The organism is Streptomyces sp. NTD107, assembly GCF_059510435.1.
Window position 1 is genome coordinate 325,220 of sequence record NZ_JCAJZV010000004.1, and the last position, 15,936, is coordinate 341,155.

The 15,936-nt window shown below is 71.0% G+C and carries 16 protein-coding genes; 13 read left to right on the top strand and 3 right to left on the bottom strand.

The genetic code is table 11. The features are described 5' to 3' along the window. Window positions 1-105 precede the first annotated feature (105 nt). Window positions 106-513, top strand: a complete 408-nt coding sequence (locus tag AC5WRL_RS11480) for an ATP-binding protein (RefSeq protein WP_496088307.1) — start codon at window positions 106-108, stop codon at window positions 511-513. 91 nt (window positions 514-604) lie between these two features. On the opposite strand, the gene dapC is transcribed toward AC5WRL_RS11480, so the two are convergent. After that, entirely contained in the window at window positions 605-1,714 is a 1,110-nt protein-coding gene (dapC, locus tag AC5WRL_RS11485) for a succinyldiaminopimelate transaminase (RefSeq protein ID WP_496088308.1), read from the bottom strand. Window positions 1,715-1,818: 104 nt separating this feature from the next. Next, window positions 1,819-2,145: a ferredoxin gene (gene fdxA, locus AC5WRL_RS11490; RefSeq protein WP_496088309.1), complete on the bottom strand. Its 327-nt coding sequence runs from the start codon at window positions 2,143-2,145 to the stop codon at window positions 1,819-1,821. Window positions 2,146-2,274: 129 nt separating this feature from the next. Between fdxA and AC5WRL_RS11495 the strand changes: the two genes are divergently transcribed. The 10 genes from AC5WRL_RS11495 (at window position 2,275) to AC5WRL_RS11540 (ending at window position 13,149) form a co-directional block, all read left to right on the top strand. Then, window positions 2,275-3,243: a GNAT family N-acetyltransferase gene (locus AC5WRL_RS11495; RefSeq protein ID WP_496088310.1), complete on the top strand. Its 969-nt coding sequence runs from the start codon at window positions 2,275-2,277 to the stop codon at window positions 3,241-3,243. Window positions 3,244-3,629: 386 nt separating this feature from the next. After that, entirely contained in the window at window positions 3,630-4,619 is a 990-nt protein-coding gene (locus AC5WRL_RS11500) for an ABC transporter permease (protein WP_496088311.1), read from the top strand. 23 nt (window positions 4,620-4,642) lie between these two features. Beyond that, window positions 4,643-6,466 carry an ABC transporter substrate-binding protein gene (locus AC5WRL_RS11505; protein WP_496088312.1) on the top strand — a complete coding sequence of 608 codons (1,824 nt, stop codon included), beginning with the start codon at window positions 4,643-4,645 and terminating at the stop codon, window positions 6,464-6,466. Window positions 6,467-6,560: 94 nt separating this feature from the next. Beyond that, window positions 6,561-7,538 carry an ABC transporter permease gene (locus AC5WRL_RS11510; protein ID WP_496088313.1) on the top strand — a complete coding sequence of 326 codons (978 nt, stop codon included), beginning with the start codon at window positions 6,561-6,563 and terminating at the stop codon, window positions 7,536-7,538. A gap of 16 nt (window positions 7,539-7,554) precedes the next feature. After that, a complete protein-coding gene (locus AC5WRL_RS11515) occupies window positions 7,555-8,580 on the top strand; it encodes an ABC transporter ATP-binding protein (protein ID WP_496088314.1) in 1,026 nt (341 codons plus the stop codon). Continuing rightward, complete coding sequence (locus AC5WRL_RS11520; protein WP_496088315.1) at window positions 8,577-9,656, top strand: ABC transporter ATP-binding protein; 1,080 nt, start codon at window positions 8,577-8,579, stop codon at window positions 9,654-9,656. Before AC5WRL_RS11515 ends, AC5WRL_RS11520 begins: the two co-directional genes overlap by 4 nt. A 161-nt stretch (window positions 9,657-9,817) precedes the next feature. Further along, complete coding sequence (locus AC5WRL_RS11525) at window positions 9,818-10,012, top strand: hypothetical protein (RefSeq protein ID WP_496088458.1); 195 nt, start codon at window positions 9,818-9,820, stop codon at window positions 10,010-10,012. A 34-nt stretch (window positions 10,013-10,046) separates the two neighbouring features. Beyond that, window positions 10,047-10,898 (top strand): N-acetyl-1-D-myo-inositol-2-amino-2-deoxy-alpha-D-glucopyranoside deacetylase, encoded by an 852-nt coding sequence (mshB, locus tag AC5WRL_RS11530; protein ID WP_496088316.1) that lies wholly within the window; start codon window positions 10,047-10,049, stop codon window positions 10,896-10,898. After that, on the top strand, window positions 10,895-11,269 hold the full coding sequence (locus AC5WRL_RS11535; RefSeq protein WP_496088317.1) for a DUF6113 family protein: 375 nt from the start codon (window positions 10,895-10,897) through the stop codon (window positions 11,267-11,269). Before mshB ends, AC5WRL_RS11535 begins: the two co-directional genes overlap by 4 nt. Window positions 11,270-11,499: 230 nt before the next feature. Next, window positions 11,500-13,149 carry a hypothetical protein gene (locus AC5WRL_RS11540; RefSeq protein ID WP_496088318.1) on the top strand — a complete coding sequence of 550 codons (1,650 nt, stop codon included), beginning with the start codon at window positions 11,500-11,502 and terminating at the stop codon, window positions 13,147-13,149. A 52-nt stretch (window positions 13,150-13,201) separates the two neighbouring features. Here the strand turns inward: AC5WRL_RS11540 and AC5WRL_RS11545 are convergent, their stop codons facing one another. Next, a complete protein-coding gene (locus AC5WRL_RS11545) occupies window positions 13,202-13,759 on the bottom strand; it encodes a TetR/AcrR family transcriptional regulator (RefSeq protein ID WP_496088319.1) in 558 nt (185 codons plus the stop codon). Window positions 13,760-13,851: 92 nt separating this feature from the next. Here AC5WRL_RS11545 and AC5WRL_RS11550 point away from each other — a divergent pair, with 92 nt between their 5' ends. Together AC5WRL_RS11550 and AC5WRL_RS11555 are read left to right on the top strand one after the other, a co-directional pair. Beyond that, a complete protein-coding gene (locus AC5WRL_RS11550; protein ID WP_496088320.1) occupies window positions 13,852-14,907 on the top strand; it encodes an aldo/keto reductase in 1,056 nt (351 codons plus the stop codon). 5 nt (window positions 14,908-14,912) lie between these two features. Beyond that, a complete protein-coding gene (locus tag AC5WRL_RS11555) occupies window positions 14,913-15,917 on the top strand; it encodes an NADP-dependent oxidoreductase (protein WP_496088321.1) in 1,005 nt (334 codons plus the stop codon). The last annotated feature ends 19 nt before the right edge of the window (window positions 15,918-15,936 follow it).

The window sequence follows — 15,936 nt, forward strand, 5'->3', positions numbered from 1 at the left end:
CGCATTAACAATCCTTTACCCGGCGAGACCGCAACCTCGAAGCCCCTCCGAGCGATAGGCACGGCAACGCAACACCGAGCCCCACTTCTCGCCAGAAGGAGCATCATGTCCAACCCCCTCCAGCGCCGTGTGACCAAGGCCGCGATCGTGCTCGCCGCGGCTGCGCCCCTCGTCGGCGCCGCCGGCCAGGCCAGCGCCCTGGGGCTGCCCACCAACGGGGAACTGAACGGGATCACCAACCTGGACCCCGCCACCCTGGGCAACGCCGTCGAGGGCGTCACCAAGACGGCGGGCGGGCTGACCGGCGAGGAGAACCGTACGCTTCCCGCGCTCGGCGAGACCGCCAACGCCGCCGTCCAGGGCACCGTCCCGACCGCCCAGCAGGTCATCGGTGAGCTTGCCGCCGAGGTGGCCACCGAGGGCGCCGGCATGCTCGGCAAGACCCTCACCTCCGCCGCCCCGGTCGACCCCACCCAGGCCACCCAGCTGCTCGGCGGCCTGCCCATCGGCTGACCGGCGACCGGCTGTCCGGCCTCCGGCCGCAGCCCACCGCGCCAGAGCCCCCGGGGTACCACCTCCCGCCCCGGGGGCTCACCCCTGCCCGTTAACCAGGGAATGTCCTCAACCGCCGGACCGCCTCCGCGACCCTCTCGTCGGTGGCCGTGAACGCCACCCGCACAAAGCGCCGCCCCGGCGCCCCGTAGAACTCACCGGGCGCCACCAGGATGCCCTCCTTGCTCAGCGCGGCCACCGTCTCCCAGCACGGCTCGTCCCGCGTCGCCCACAGATACAGCGACGCCTCACTGTGCTCGATCCGGAACCCGCGCCCCTCCAGGGCCTCCCGCAGCGCCGCCCGCCGCGCCGCGTACCGCTCGCGCTGCACGGCCACATGCGCGTCGTCCCCCAGCGCCACCGTCATCGCCGCCTGTACCGGGGCCGGCAGCATCATCCCGCCGTGCTTGCGGATCTGGAGCAGTTCGCCCAGCACCGTCGCGTCCCCGGCCAGGAACGCCGCCCGGTAGCCCGCCAGATTGGACCGCTTGGACAGCGAGTGCACCGCGATCAGCCCGTCCACCGAGCCGCCGCACACCGCCGGGTCGAGCACCGAGACCGGTTCGGCATCCCAGCCCAGCTCCAGGTAGCACTCATCGCTCAGCAGCAGCACCCCGTGCTCCCGCGCCCAGCCCACCGCAGCCCGCAGTTCGGCCACGCCCAGCACCCGGCCGCTGGGGTTGCCCGGCGAGTTCAGCCACACCAGCTTGAGCCCGGCCGGGTCGAGTTCGGTGACGGCCCCGGTGTACGGCACCGGTTCGGCGCCCGCCAGCCGCGCGCCCACCTCGTACGTCGGGTACGCGGGCTGCGGGTAGGCCACCTTGTCGCCCGGGCCGAGCCCCAGCTGGGTCGGCAGCCAGGCCACCAGTTCCTTGGAGCCCACCACCGGCAGCACGTTGGGGTGATCGAGGCCGGCCGCCTTCGTACGGCGCGCCAGCCAGCCCAGGATGGCCTCGCGCAGCGCCGCCGTGCCCCACACCGTGGGGTAACCGGGGCTGTTGGCGGCGGCCGTCAGCGCCTCGCGGATCAGCTGGGGCACCGGGTCCACCGGGGTGCCGATCGACAGATCGACGATGCCGCCGGGGTGCGCGGCGGCGGTGGCCTTGTACGGCTCCAGGCTGTCCCAGGGGAAGGCCGGCAGCCGGGCGAAGAGGGACGGCACGGGGTGGCTCACTTTCTGTCAAACGCGACGGTCCCGCACGGCTGGTGCTGCCGCGCGGGACCGGACGTCAGGGGTACGAGGTGTACGACGGCTGGTTCACCGTGTCACTCGTCGTGCTCCTGCGGGGGCAGCGCGGCGATGATGGGGTGGTCGCGCTCGATGAGGCCCAGCTTGCTGGCGCCACCGGGCGAACCCAGCTCGTCGAAGAACTCCACATTCGCCTTGTAGAAGTCCTTCCACTCATCGGGGGTGTCGTCCTCGTAGAAGATCGCCTCGACGGGGCACACCGGCTCGCAGGCACCGCAGTCGACGCACTCATCCGGGTGGATGTACAGGGAACGCTGGCCCTCGTAGATGCAGTCGACCGGGCATTCCTCGATGCATGCCTTGTCCTTCAGGTCGACACACGGCTGCGCGATGACGTAGGTCACGCTGTCAGTCCTCCTCGGTAAGGGGCGGCAATCAGCCGCTGGGCGCGCGGGGGCGCGGCGTCGTCGATGCTCACCCTCTAGTATCGCGGGTCGACCGGACAAGAAGTAATCCGAGGGGCGGACAAGACGGTGGAGTTCACCATGGGCGGACGCCTTGAGGTCCGGATCACCCCCGATGACGTGGGAAAACGCGTCTCTGTTCGGGCGATCGCCGCCCCGGGTGACGGGTCGGCGCGGTTCACGGACACGGTGGGCGTGCTGACCTTCTGGGCAGGTGGGGTGCTGAGCATCACACGGCGGGATGGGGAGATCGTCCGGCTTGCCGAGTCCGCCATGGTGGCCGGAAAAACCGTTCCGGCCGCGCCGGCCCGGCGCCGTGGCGCGCCGGCGGCGGGGGTACGGGAGCTGGCCGCCGTCGCCGGGCGCGGCTGGCCGGGGGTGGAGTCGGAGCAGGTCGGCGGCTGGTTGCTGAAGGCCGCCGGGGGGTGGACGGCGCGCGCCAACTCCGGCCACCGGGTCGGCCCGGGGGATCCGGATCCGGACCGGGTCCGGCAGTGGTACGCGGCGCGTGGGCTGCCGGCCCGGCTTCAGCTGACCACGGGCGCGGGCGACAGCGACGAACTGCTGGACGCCGAGCTGGAGCGGGCCGGCTGGCGGGCGGACCGGTTCACGGTCGTGCGGGTGGCGCCGCTGGCGGCGTTGGCGGACCGGGAGCCGGATGAGCGGGTGCGGGTGGGGCGCGAGCTGACCGGTGAGTGGCGGGCCGGGTATCCGCGGTTCGGCGACAATCCCGGGGCGGCGCGGGCGGTGCTGACCGGCGGGCCGTCCGTGTGGTTCGGCACGGTGCCGGGTGCGGCGGTGGCGCGGTGTGTGGTGGACGGCCGCTGGGCGGGTTTCGCGGCGGTGGAGGTGGCCGCGGCGCACCGGCGGCAGGGGCTGGCGACGGCGCTGATGGCCGAGCTGGCCCGGACGGCGCTGGCGGAGGGCGCGAGCGCGGCGTACATCCAGGTGGAGCGGGACAACAGCGGTGCGCGCGCCCTGTATGACCGGCTGGGCTTCACGGACCACCATCACTACCACTACCGCACGGCGCCCTGAGGAGAACGGCGGCACCGATGGCGACGGCGGACCGGCACCGGGCCGTGGCCTTCGCGCGGTAAGCGCCGGGGCGGCACGGTCGTCAACGCCGTGCCGCCCCGGGCTACGGCACCCGCACGGCCGTACCGCCACAGTCTGGGACGTCCGCATATCGGTGCCGGGTCCGGCAGGTTGCTGACGTGTAAACCCAAGAGCGGTCACTTTTTGCCACATTTCGGCAGGCCGAAAAAGGTGTCAAGCGCGCTTCAGTGTCAATCTGCATAAAATTGACGAACTGAATTACCATCATAGGTTTATACCACTGCTTTCTCTTGACGAGCGCATGTCCGTCTTGCCACAGTCCCGCTCTACACGCGTATTGATTCCGGGCGGGGGGAAGTCATGTGATGGCGGGTCAGTCCAAGGCGCCGAAGGCTGCCCTCGCGGCCGAATCCGAGCTGACCGGGCGTTCCCCCGGACAGCTCATGTGGCGCCGTTTCCGCCGGGACAAGGTCGGCGTCATCTCCGCCGCCGTCGTGCTGCTCTTCTTCGCCATCGGGCTGCTCGCCCCGGTCATCTCCTGGCTGTACGGCAAGGATCCGTACACCCGTTACGGCCAGCTCGATCCCACCCTGCTCAATGAGTACGGCTATCCGGTCAAGCCCAATGGCGGCATCGACGGCGAGTTCTGGTTCGGACTCGAACCCCTCATGGGCCGCGACGTGCTCACCCAACTGGTGTACGGCATCCGCACCTCACTGCTGATCGCCCTCGCCGTCACCGTACTGGCCACCCTCACCGCGATCATCGCCGGCATCGCCGCCGGATATCTCGGCGGCAAGTGGGACTACGCCATCAGCCGGCTCATCGATCTGCTGATGGCCTTTCCCAACCAGCTGTTCTTCGTGGCCTTCCTGCCCATCGTCACCAGCCTGTTCGTGGACCCCCGGCAGGAAACCCCCACCTACATACGGGTGGTGTCGGTGATCGTCGTGCTGTGGATCCTCGGCTGGATGACCCTCGCCCGCATTCTGCGCGGCGCCACACTCTCACTGCGCGACCGGGAGTTCGTCGAGGCCGCCAAGGTCTCCGGCGCCTCCCCCTGGCGCATCATCCGCAAGGAACTGCTGCCCAACGTGGTCTCCCCCACCCTGGTGCAGACCACCTACATGCTGCCGAGCTTCGTCACCACGGCCGCCGCGCTGTCCTTCCTCGGGGTCGGCATGACCGAACCCACCCCCGACTGGGGCCGGATGTTCGCCACCGGCGCCCGGGTCTACAAGAGCGACATCACCTACATGTTCTTCCCCGGCGTCGCGATGGTGATCTTCGTGGTCGCCTTCAACCTGCTGGGGGACTCCGTCCGGGACGCCTTCGACCCGAAGTCCGACCGCTGACCCTGTGAGGTGCCACCACCGCCATGACCATCTCGACACGACGCAGATCCATAACCGGGCGGGGCACCATGGCCGCGTCCCTCGCCCTGGCCGGTGCCCTGATCCTCAGCGCGTGCAGCAGCGGAGGAGGAGGCGGCGGCACGGAGCAGGGGGACGGCGGCGGCAAGGACACCGGCCCCGAGACCCTTCAGACCATCGAGTTCGCCGACGCGGCCGGCTCCACCGGACCGGCCGAGGAAGTCCCCGGCGCGCAGCGCGGCGGCACCATCCGGGTGCTCCAGGAGACCTCCCCCGACCATCTCGACCCGGCGCAGATGTACGTCGCCCACGAGATGACCATCGCCCGGCTGCTGCACCGCGGCCTGACCACCACCCGGCTGCACAACGACGGTACGTACTCGGTGGTCGGCGACCTCGCCACCGACGCGGGCACCGTCGCCGACGAGGGCCGCACCTGGACGTACACCCTCAAGGACGACATCTACTTCAACGACGGCAGCCCCATCACCTCCGCCGACGTCCGGCACACCTTCGAGCGGCTGTTCGCCGACTTCATCACCCAGGGCCCGACGTTCATCCAGTCCTGGCTGGCCGACGCCGAGGGCGCCGCCTACCGCGAACTGCTGCCCGGCGGCCCGTACGAGGGCGACCATCTGCCGGACACCGTGCTGGAGACCCCGGACGACAAGACCATCGTCTTCCACTTCGCCCAGCCGCAGAACGACCTGCCGTACGCGCTCAGCCAGCCCGGCTACTTCATGGTCTCCCAGGAGGGCGACACCAAGGAGCGCTACGACCAGGACCCGATGACGTCCGGCCCGTACCAGATCGAGGACTTCCGCCCCGGCCGCTCGATGACGCTCACCCGCAACGAGCACTGGGTGCCGGAGACCGACCCGGCCCGTAACGCCTACCCGGACAGCTACGAGATCACCTTCGGTCACAGCCAGGACGACTCCACCGGCCGGCTGGCCGCCGACAACGGCGACAACCAGTACGCCATCAGCTTCAACAACGGCATCGACGCCGGCTCGGCCCAGGTGGTCCAGGAGCCGGACGTCCAGGCGCGGCTGGTCAGCGGCTACCAGGTGTTCGTCGCCTCGCTCGTCATCAACATGGACACCGTCACCGACAAGCGGATCCGCGAGGCCATCGCCTACGCGATCCCGCTGAACGGGGTGCTCAACGCCTACGGCGGCGCCATCGGCGGTGACTACGCGGGCGGCTTCATCTCCCCGCAGCTGCCCTCCTACGACAAGGACTACGACCCGTACGGCAAACTCGCCCTGCCGCAGGGCGACACCGAGCGGGCCCGCGCCCTGCTGGAGGAGGCCGACGCGGTCGGCTACGAGCTGAACTACCTCCACCACGTGGCTCCCGAGGACCAGCAGGCCGCCGTAGCCATCGACGACGCACTGGAGATGGCCGGCTTCAAGGTCAACCGCAGCGAGGTCCCCACCGAGCAGTACTACGACACCATCGGCAAGGTCGACAACGGCTACGACATCTACCGCAGCAACTGGGGCCACGACTGGCTGTCGGCGGCCACGGTGATCCCGGCCCAGTACGACGGCCGCACCATCCAGGACGGCGCGTCCAACTACAGCCACATCAACGACGACGCCATCAACGCGGAGATCGACCGGATCCTGCTGCTGTCGGACGCCGAGGAAGCGGCCACCGCCTGGTTCGAGCTCCAGCAGCGCATCCTGGAGGAACACCTCCCCGCCGTCCCCCTCTTCTACTACAAGCAGAACATCCTGCACGGGTCGCGGATCGGCGGAGCCGTCTTCAACAACGACTTCAGCACCGTCGACATGCAACGGCTGTTCGTCATCCAGGACTGACCCGCGACGCGATCGGCCGTCACCGGCCGGGGACCGTACCCCGTACCCCGGCCGGTGACCCCGGCGCCGGCTGTCACCGAAAGCTGCCTACCAGATGCTCCGATTCCTGCTCCGGCGCTCGCTGGGTGCCGTCGCCATCCTGCTGATCATCAGCGCCGTCACCTTCTTCCTCTTCTACGCGATCCCCCGCAACCCCGCGCTGCTCGCCTGCGGCAAGGTCTGCACCGCCGACCAACTGGCCATCGTCGAGCGGAACCTGGGCATCGACCAGCCGGTCCCCGTGCAGTACTGGGAGTACATGGTCGGCATCTTCGCCGGCCGCGACTTCGCCGCCGGCCCCTGCCCCGCGCCCTGCCTCGGCTTCTCCTTCGCCGACAACCGCCCCGTCCTGGACACCATCCTGGACCGGCTGCCCACCACCGTCTCGCTCACCATCGGCGGCGCGATCGTCTTCCTCGTCCTGGGCCTGGGCCTGGGCATGCTGGCCGCCTGGCGGCGCGGCACCCTGCTCGACAAGGTGATGAGCTCCACCTCGCTGGTGCTCAGCTCCATGCAGATCTACTTCCTCGGCCCGCTCGCCCTGGCGCTGCTCGTCTACCAGACGCAACTGCTGCCCCAGCCCCAGTACGTGCCCATCACCGAGGATCCGCTCGGGTGGCTGCGCGGGCTGCTGCTGCCCTGGCTGGTGCTGTCCACCATCTTCACCGCCAACTACACCCGCATGGCGCGCGCCACCCTCATCGAACAGCTCCAGGAAGAACATGTGCGCACGGCGCGGGCGAAGGGCATGTCCCGGCCCACCGTGTTCTTCCGGTACGCGTGGCGCGGCTCGCTCATCCCCATCGTCACCATCATCGGCGTGGACATGGGCTCGCTGTTCGGCGGGGCGATGGTCACCGAGTACACCTTCGCGCTCCCGGGGCTCGGCCGGCTCGCGGTCGAGTCGGTCACCAAGTCCAACCTCCCCATGCTGATGGGGGTGATGCTGTTCGCCGCCCTCATGATCGTCGTCTTCAACATCATCGTCGACGCCGCGTACGCCCTCATCGACCCGCGCGTGCGGCTGTCCTAGGAGCCGGGAGCCAGAGATGAGCTATCTGTCGGTACGCGATCTGCGCGTGCACTTCGGCACCGAGGACGGCGTGGTCAAGGCCGTGGACGGGCTCTCCTTCGAGCTGGAGCGCGGCCGTACGCTGGGCATCGTCGGGGAGTCCGGGTCCGGCAAGTCGGTCGCCAACCAGGCCATCCTGGGCCTGCACAACCCACGCACCACCACCATCGAGGGCGCCATCGAGCTGGACGGGCAGCAGCTGATCGGCGCCGGCGAGCGGCAGTTGCAGCGGCTGCGCGGCAACAAGGCGGCGATGATCTTCCAGGATCCGCTCACCGCGCTCTCCCCCTACTACACGATCGGCCGGCAGATCGCCGAGCCGTTCCGCAAGCACCTCGGCGCCGGCAAGCGCGAGGCGCGCGAGCGGGCCATCGAGATGCTCGGCAAGGTCGGCATCCCCCATCCGCGGCTGCGGGTGGACGACTACCCGCACCAGTTCTCCGGCGGCATGCGGCAGCGGGCGATGATCGCCATGGCGCTGGTGTGCGACCCCGATCTGCTGATCGCGGACGAGCCGACCACGGCGCTGGACGTCACCGTCCAGGCGCAGATCCTCGATCTGCTGCGCGACCTCCAGCAGGAGTTCGGCTCCGCCATCATCCTCATCACCCACGATCTGGGGGTGGTCTCCCAGGTCAGCGACGACGTGCTGGTGATGTACGCGGGCCGGGCCGTGGAGCGCGGCAGCGTACGGGAGGTGCTGCGCCGGCCCCAGCACCCGTACACCTGGGGCCTGCTGGGCTCCATGCCGCGGCTGACCGGCGACACCGAGCGGGAACTGCTGCCGATCCCCGGCTCCCCGCCCAGCCTGCTGCGCCCCCCGGCCGGCTGCCCCTTCGCGCCGCGCTGCGCGCACCGCGAGGAGGTGACCGGGGACGGGCGCTGTACCGGCGAACGGCCCGCGCTGCCGGACGGACGCGGGGCGGCCTGCCACCTGGACGCCGCACAGCGCCGCACCCTCTTCGACACGCGCGTACGCCCCCGCCTGGAAGGACAGCGATGAGTGCACAACCCGGCGCCCCCCTGATGACGGTGGAGGGCCTGACCAAGCACTTCCCGGTCAAGGGCGGCTTCCCGTTCCGCCGCACGGTGGGGGCCGTACGGGCGGTGGACGGCCTGGACTTCACGGTGCACGAGGGCGAGAGCTTCGGCCTGGTCGGCGAGTCCGGCTGCGGCAAGTCCACCACCGGGCGGCTGCTGGCGCGGCTGCTCGACCCGAGCGCCGGCACGATCACCTACCGGGGGCGCGACATCACCCGTGCCGGGCGGCGCGAACTGGCACCGGTGCGCTCCGAGATCCAGATGATCTTCCAGGACCCGTACTCGTCGCTGAACCCCCGGCAGACGGTGGGCACCATCATCAGCGGCCCGATGGAGATCAATGGCGTCCACCCGCCCGGCGGCCGGGAGGCGCGGGTGCGGGAGCTGCTGGAGACCGTGGGCCTCAACCCCGAGCACTACAACCGGTTTCCGCACGAGTTCTCGGGCGGCCAGCGCCAGCGGATCGGCGTGGCGCGGGCCCTCGCCCTGCGACCGAAACTGATCATCGCGGACGAGCCGGTCTCGGCCCTGGATGTGTCGATCCAGGCGCAGGTGGTCAACCTGCTGCGCCGGGTGCAGCGCGAACTGGGGATCGCCTTTTTGTTCATCGCGCACGATCTGGCGGTGGTCCGGCACTTCTCGCAGCGGGTGGCGGTGATGTACCTGGGCCGGATCGTGGAGGTCGGGGACCGGGAGGCGATCTACGAGCGCCCCCGCCACCCGTACACGCACGCGCTGCTGTCGGCCGTACCCGAGGTGGATCTGTCGGAGGAGGAGGAGGAGGAGGAGGGAGAGCCCGTCACCGGTCGCAGGGAACGCATCCGGCTCTCCGGAGACGTGCCCTCCCCCGCCGATCCGCCGTCCGGCTGCCGCTTCCGCACCCGCTGCTGGAAGGCGCGGGAGCGGTGCGCCACCGAGGAGCCGCCGCTGGTGCGGATCGAGGGGAACGGCCCGGAGCACCTGACCGCCTGCCACTATCCGGAGGAGGGGTCCACGGTGGCCAGGGAGCACGACATCGTGATGCGCGAGCCGTCGTGAGACGGGGGCGTGCGCCCCTCTTCTGCTCCCGTGCACCGAGTTGTGCGGACGCACTGATCGTTATGATCCGTTGCGCACGATGGGTAGGAACCCTCTGGGCAACCCCGGCTCAGGGGACCGCTCCCCTGCCCTGAACCGGTCACGACATGGAGGTGATCCCGGTGGCGCTCTCCGTCTCCGCGGTGCTGCTCTTCGCGATCATTGTCTTCTTGCTGGTCAAGAAGGCGGGTCTGAAGGGCATGCACGCCCTGGTGTGTGTGCTGTTCGGCTTCTATCTCGCGAGTTCGAACATCGCGCCGACCATCAATGATGTGACCTCCAGTGTGGCCGGGATGCTCAGCAATCTGTCCTTCTGACCGGGCTGTCGGTGGGGCACCGTAAGCTCGGGGCATGAGTTGGTCCCTGCTGCTGGTGCACGCCCACCCCGACGACGAGTCGATCGGCAATGGCGTCACGATGGCGGCGGCCGTGGCGGCCGGTGCCCGGGTCACGGTGGTCACCTGCACCCTCGGTGAGGAGGGCGAGGTGATCCCGCCGGAGCTGGCCCCGCTGGCCGCCGACCGGGAGAACACCCTGGGCCCGTACCGCGAGCGGGAGCTGTCCGCCGCGATGCGGGCCCTCGGCGTGCGCGACCACCGGCGCCTGGGCGGGGCGGGCCGCTGGCGCGACTCGGGGATGATGGGCCTGGCGACGAACGGGGCACCGGGGGCCTTCTGGTCGGCGGACCTCGATGACGCCGGGCAGGAGCTGGCCGAGGTGATCAAGGAAGTCCGCCCCCAGGTGCTGATCACCTACGACCCCCACGGCGGCTACGGCCACCCCGACCACATCCAGGCGCACCGGGTGGCGCTGCGCGGCGCCGAACTGGCCGCCCCGGAGCACCGGATCGCCCGCGTGCTGTACAACTGCCTGCCCGAGCGGGAGGCGCGGCGCCGGCTGAAGGCGCTGGCCGAGCTGAGCGGCAGCACCCCGGTGGCCCCGCTGGGTGACCTCCCGGGCATCGTGCCCGACGCCGAGGTGGCGATCACCGTCACGGCCACCGAGGGGCAACTGGCGGCGAAGCGGCGGGCGATGGCGGCGCACGCCACCCAGCTCACGGTGGCGGCCGACGGGGGTTCGTTCGCGCTGTCCAACGGTCTGGCCCAGCCGCTGTGGGAGACCGAGCACTACGTGCCGGCGGCGGGCGTCCCCGTACCTCCCGGTGCGACGGATGTCTTCGCGGGCCTGGAGGAGAGCCGATGAGAATCGCGGGGTACGCGGCCCTGGTGGTCGCCGGGGCCCTGGGCGGGGTGGCGGGGTCACTGATCCAGGCCGGCTGGTCACCGCTGGGGCTGCTGCTGTCACTCGCGGGAGCGGCGGCGTTGTTCTGGGGCGGTGCACTGCTGATGGGCTCGCGCGCCGGGGCGGGAGCACCGGCGGTCGGCTGGGTGCTCGTGGTGCTGGCGCTCACCGGCTCCCGGCCGCAGGGAGACTTCATCTTCGCGTCGGGGGCGACGAGTTACGTGTTCCTGCTGGGCGGTATGGTCCTGGCCGGAGCGTGCTGGGCGCTGGCGCCGGTCGGCCGTCCGATGTTCTGGGTGCCGCCGGAACGGCTCCCCGGGGGGCGTTCGTGAACCCCGGAGCACGGATGTGCCAATCCTGTGCTGAGGCCGTACGTTCTCACCGACCCCAGTATGGTGGGGCTGCCGCCCGGCCCCGGCCAGTGATCCGGGCCGGCCGGTGAAGCCAACCGGGAGATCCTGCCTTGAGTCGTGAAACTGACAGTCCGTACCCCAGTCCCCGGGGGAACGACGGTACTCCGCCGGGTGCGGCGCAGCCGGAGGAGAAGAAGACCGAGACCACGATGACGACCCGGATCCGGATCAACATCCCCGGATCCCGGCCGATTCCGCCCGTCGTCATGCGGGAGACGCTGAACGACGACGCGGCAGGGGACGAACCGCCGGCGCCGGCCGGGCCGGCGGCCCCGGGCCTGCCGGTCCGGCCGAAGGCCGCCGGGGCCATCGGTGCCACGGGGGCCACCTCAAGCGGCCTGGGCGAGTCGGCGGCCCGGCCCCCCGCCCCGAAGAAGAAGACGAGTTCGTGGTTCGAGCCGCGCAAGGCGCCCGAGCCGGAGCTGGACCAGACCGGCGGCCTCTCCCTGGGCGACACCACCTTTGACGCGCCACCGGCGCCCAGAAGGCCGCTGCCGGACGAGACCGGGAGCAACCCCTCCTGGTTCACGGACGGCCCGCGGGACACCCCGGCCCCTGGCCTGCCGCCCCGCCCGGTGGGGCCCACCACGGGGCCGATGACCGGCGATCTCACCCTCCCCCCGGCCGAACGGGAGGAGCCGGGCGGCCCGACGCTGGACCTGGGCGGCCCGTTCCCGCCGCCGCCCCCGCCGGGCCACGGCGGCGACACGGCGGCCATCCCGGTCTTCTCCGAGCCGGCCGCCGGCCCGCCGGTGCCGCCCCCGGCGCTGGACTTCGACGAGGTGGCCGAGGCCCCCGCCCCCGCCCCGGTGGCGGCGGCCCCCGCCGCGCCGGCGAAGCGCAAGGGCAAGGCCGGCAAGCTCGGCAAGCTCCTGGTCGTGGCCGTGGTGCTGGCGGGCGTCGCCGCCTACGGCACCGGCCTCCTCCTCAACCAGCAGGACGTGCCGAAGGGCACGACCGTCCTGGGCCAGGACATCGGCGGCCGTAACACCCCGCAGGCCGTGGCCCTGCTGGACGCGGCGCTCCAGGACGCGAACAACGCCCCGCTGCTGCTCCGGGTGGGCGACGAGGAGATGGAGCTCAAGCCCAGCGTGGCCGGTCTGGCGGTGGACACCGAGGCGACCGTACGCGCCGCCGCGGGCCCCGATTACGCGCCGGCGGCGGTCTTCGGCTCGCTGCTGGGCAGCGAGCGGGTGATGAACGCGGTCTTCGCGGTGGACCGGGAGAAGCTCGTGGTCGCGCTGGAGGATCTGACGGCCGGGGTCGGCTCGGGGGCGCCGGTGGAGGGTTCCATCACCTTCAGCAGCGCGGGCCCCGAGGCGCACCCGGGCAAGGCGGGCGAGGGCATCAACGTGCAGGCGGCGGCGGACGCGGTGGAGTCGGCGTTCCGCTCCCGCGCGGCGACCGGCGAGAACACCCCGATCACGCTGCCGACGACCACGGTGGAGCCGGAGATCACCGAGGAGGAGGTGGCCCGGGCGATGGCGGAGTTCGCCGAGCCGGCGATGTCCGGCATGGTCACCGTCGAGGCGGGCGGCATCACCCTCCCGATGAGCCCGGAGAACTCGCTGCACCAGTTCCTGTCGATGCAGGCGTCCAACGGCACGCTGGTGGAGGTCTTCGATCTGGAGGTGCTGGCTTCCCTCTACGGCTCCCAGTTCGATGGCGTCCTGGTGACGCGGGGCGACGGCAGCCAGACCCCGGTCGAGCCGACGGACGTGGCAGGCGCGCTGCGCGACGCCCTCCGCGAAACCGATCCGGCCAAACGCGTGGCGGTCATCAATCTGAACGCCAGCTGACCCGCACAACCCAAGAAGCCCGGCCCCGCCCCACGGTGCGGCGCCGGGCTTCTCAGCGTTCCGTCAGGGCCGCGTGGGCGGTGGTGAGGATTTCTTCCGAGAGGGGGGAGCCCTTGGTGGCCCGGGCCAGGACGAGGGCGCCGAGCATGGTGCACAGGCGGGTGATGCCCTCCTGGTCGTCGGTGTCCAGCCACTCGGCGAAGTCGGCTATGCCCTCGGTGTAGGCGCGGCGGGCCTCGTGGGCCTCCGGTTCGCGGGCGATGTCGGTGACGAGTCCGGCGGCCGGGCAGCCCTCGGCGACCTTGTCGCGGTGCTCGACGGAGAGGTAGGAGTCGATCATCGCCCGCTGGGCGGCGTCGCGACGGTCCGCGTACTGCTGGAGACCGGCGGCGTGGCGCCGGGTCAGTTCCTCGAAGGCGTGGCTGGTGGCCTCGTCGATAAGTGCCTCCTTGGAGGCGAACTGCTTGTAGAAGCCGCCGTGGGTCAGTCCGGCGGCCTTCATGAGGTCCACGACGCTGACCTGGGTGCCGTGCTCCCGGAAGAGCCGGGAGGCGGTTTCCACCACCCGCCGGCGGTTCTCCTCCGCCTGCGCCTGCGATACGCGGCCCATCGGCCACCTCCCCTTGGGATGTCGACTGGCATCTATCCTAGTCCGGTGCTTAGATTGCGATCGTAATCTAAAAATCGGAGCAAGGACATCTGATGCGTTACACGACCTTCGGAGCCCGCACCGGACTGCGGGTGTCCGAATACGCGCTCGGCACGGCCAACTTCGGCACCGGCTGGGGAGCGGGCGCCGAGGAGGACGAGGCACGCCGGGTCTTCGACCGCTTCGCCGAGGCGGGCGGGACTTTCCTCGACACCGCCGACACCTACCAGTTCGGTGAGTCGGAGGAGCTGACCGGCACGTTCATCGCATCGGACCGGGACCACTTCGTGCTGGCCACCAAGTTCTCGCTGGGAGCCGCGCAGCGGCCCAGCGTCTCCGGGACGGGCAACAGCCGCAAGAACATGATCGCCTCGGTGGAGGCAAGCCTGAAGCGGCTGGGCACCGACTACCTCGATCTGCTCTGGGTGCACTTCCCCGACGAGCTGACCCCCATGGAAGAGATCCTGCGCGGCCTTGACGACCTGGTGAGCGCCGGCAAGATCCACCACGCGGCCCTGTCCAACTTCCCCGCCTGGCGGGTCTCGCGCGCCGTGACGCTCGCGGAGCTGAAGAACTGGGCGCCCATCGTGGGCATCCAGAACGAGTACAGCCTCGTCGAGCGCGGGGCCGACCGCGAACTGCTGCCGATGGCCGACGGCCTCGGCCTGGGCGTGGCCCTGTGGTCCCCGCTCGGCGGCGGACTGCTCACCGGAAAGTACCGGCGCAGCGCCGAGGGACGGCTGAGCGATCTGGGGGCGGTCATCCATACCGAGAACACCGATCAGAAGACCGCCGTCGTCGACGCCGTCCTGGCCGTCGCCGAGGAGACCGGGGTGCCGCCGGCCCAGGTGGCGGTGGCCTGGGTGCGCGAACGCGCCGCCCGCGCCGCGACCTCCGTCATCCCGATCATCGGACCGCGCAGCCTCGCCCAGCTCGACAGCTATCTGGCGGCCCTGGACGTCACGCTGACCCCCGAGCAGTACGACCGGCTGTCGGAGGTCAGCGCGGTGCCGCCCGGCGCACCGTACGCCGCGACCGCCGGCGCCCTCGGCGGGCTCCAGGGCGGCGACCCCGGCCTGGTCATCGCCCCGGCCGCACCGGTGGCGTGATGACGATGCGAGCCTTTTTCATCGATCGGTACGCGGACAAGGCCGGCGTGCACCCCGGCGAGCTGCCGGAGCCGGCGGTGGGCGCGCACGATGTGCTGGTCCGGGTCAGCGCCGCAGGCGTCAACCCGCTCGATGTCAAGATCCGCGACGGGGAGTTCAAGGCGATCCTGCCGTACGGGTTCCCGCTCGTCCTGGGCAACGACCTCGCCGGGGTGGTGGCCCGGGTGGGCTCGGCCGTCACCCGGTTCACGGTGGGCGACGAGGTCTACGCGCGGCCCGACAAGCGCCGCATCGGTACGTTCGCCGAGTTCATCGCCGTCCACCAGGACGATCTGGCGAGCAAGCCGGCCACCCTCACCATGACGGAGGCCGCGTCCCTGCCGCTGGTCGCCCTGACCGCCTGGCAGGCACTGGTCGAACGCGCGGACGTGGGGCCCGGCCGGCGGGTCCTCGTTCACGCGGGCTCCGGCGGGCTCGGCACCATCGCCATCCAGCTGGCCAAGCAGCGGGGCGCGTGGGTGGCCACCACCGCCGGCACGACCAAGGTCGACCTGGTGAAGGAACTCGGCGCGGATGTCGTCGTCGACTACAAGCGAGAGGCGTTCGAGACGGTCCTCGACGGATACGACGTCGTCCTGGACACCCTCGGCGGCGACACCCTCAAGAAGTCCTTCGGGGTGCTCAAGCCCGGCGGCAGGATCATCAGCGTCGCGGGCCCGCCCGACCCCGCCTTCGGCCGCGAGCTGGGGGCGAACGCGCTTCTGCGGCTGGCCATGGGCGCGCTGAGCTTCGGCACCCGCCGCCGCGCCCGGCGCCACGGCGTGACGTACTCCTTTCTGTTCATGCGGGCCGACGGCGACCAGCTGCGCGCGCTCACCCCGCTCATCGAGGCGGGGAAGATCCGCCCCGTCGTCGACCGGGTCTTCCCGTTCGAGGAGACCCGGGAGGCGATCGAGTACGTCGAGAAGGGCCGGGCCAAGGCCGGCAAGGTCGTCATCTCGATGACCTGACCCCCTCCCCCACACACCC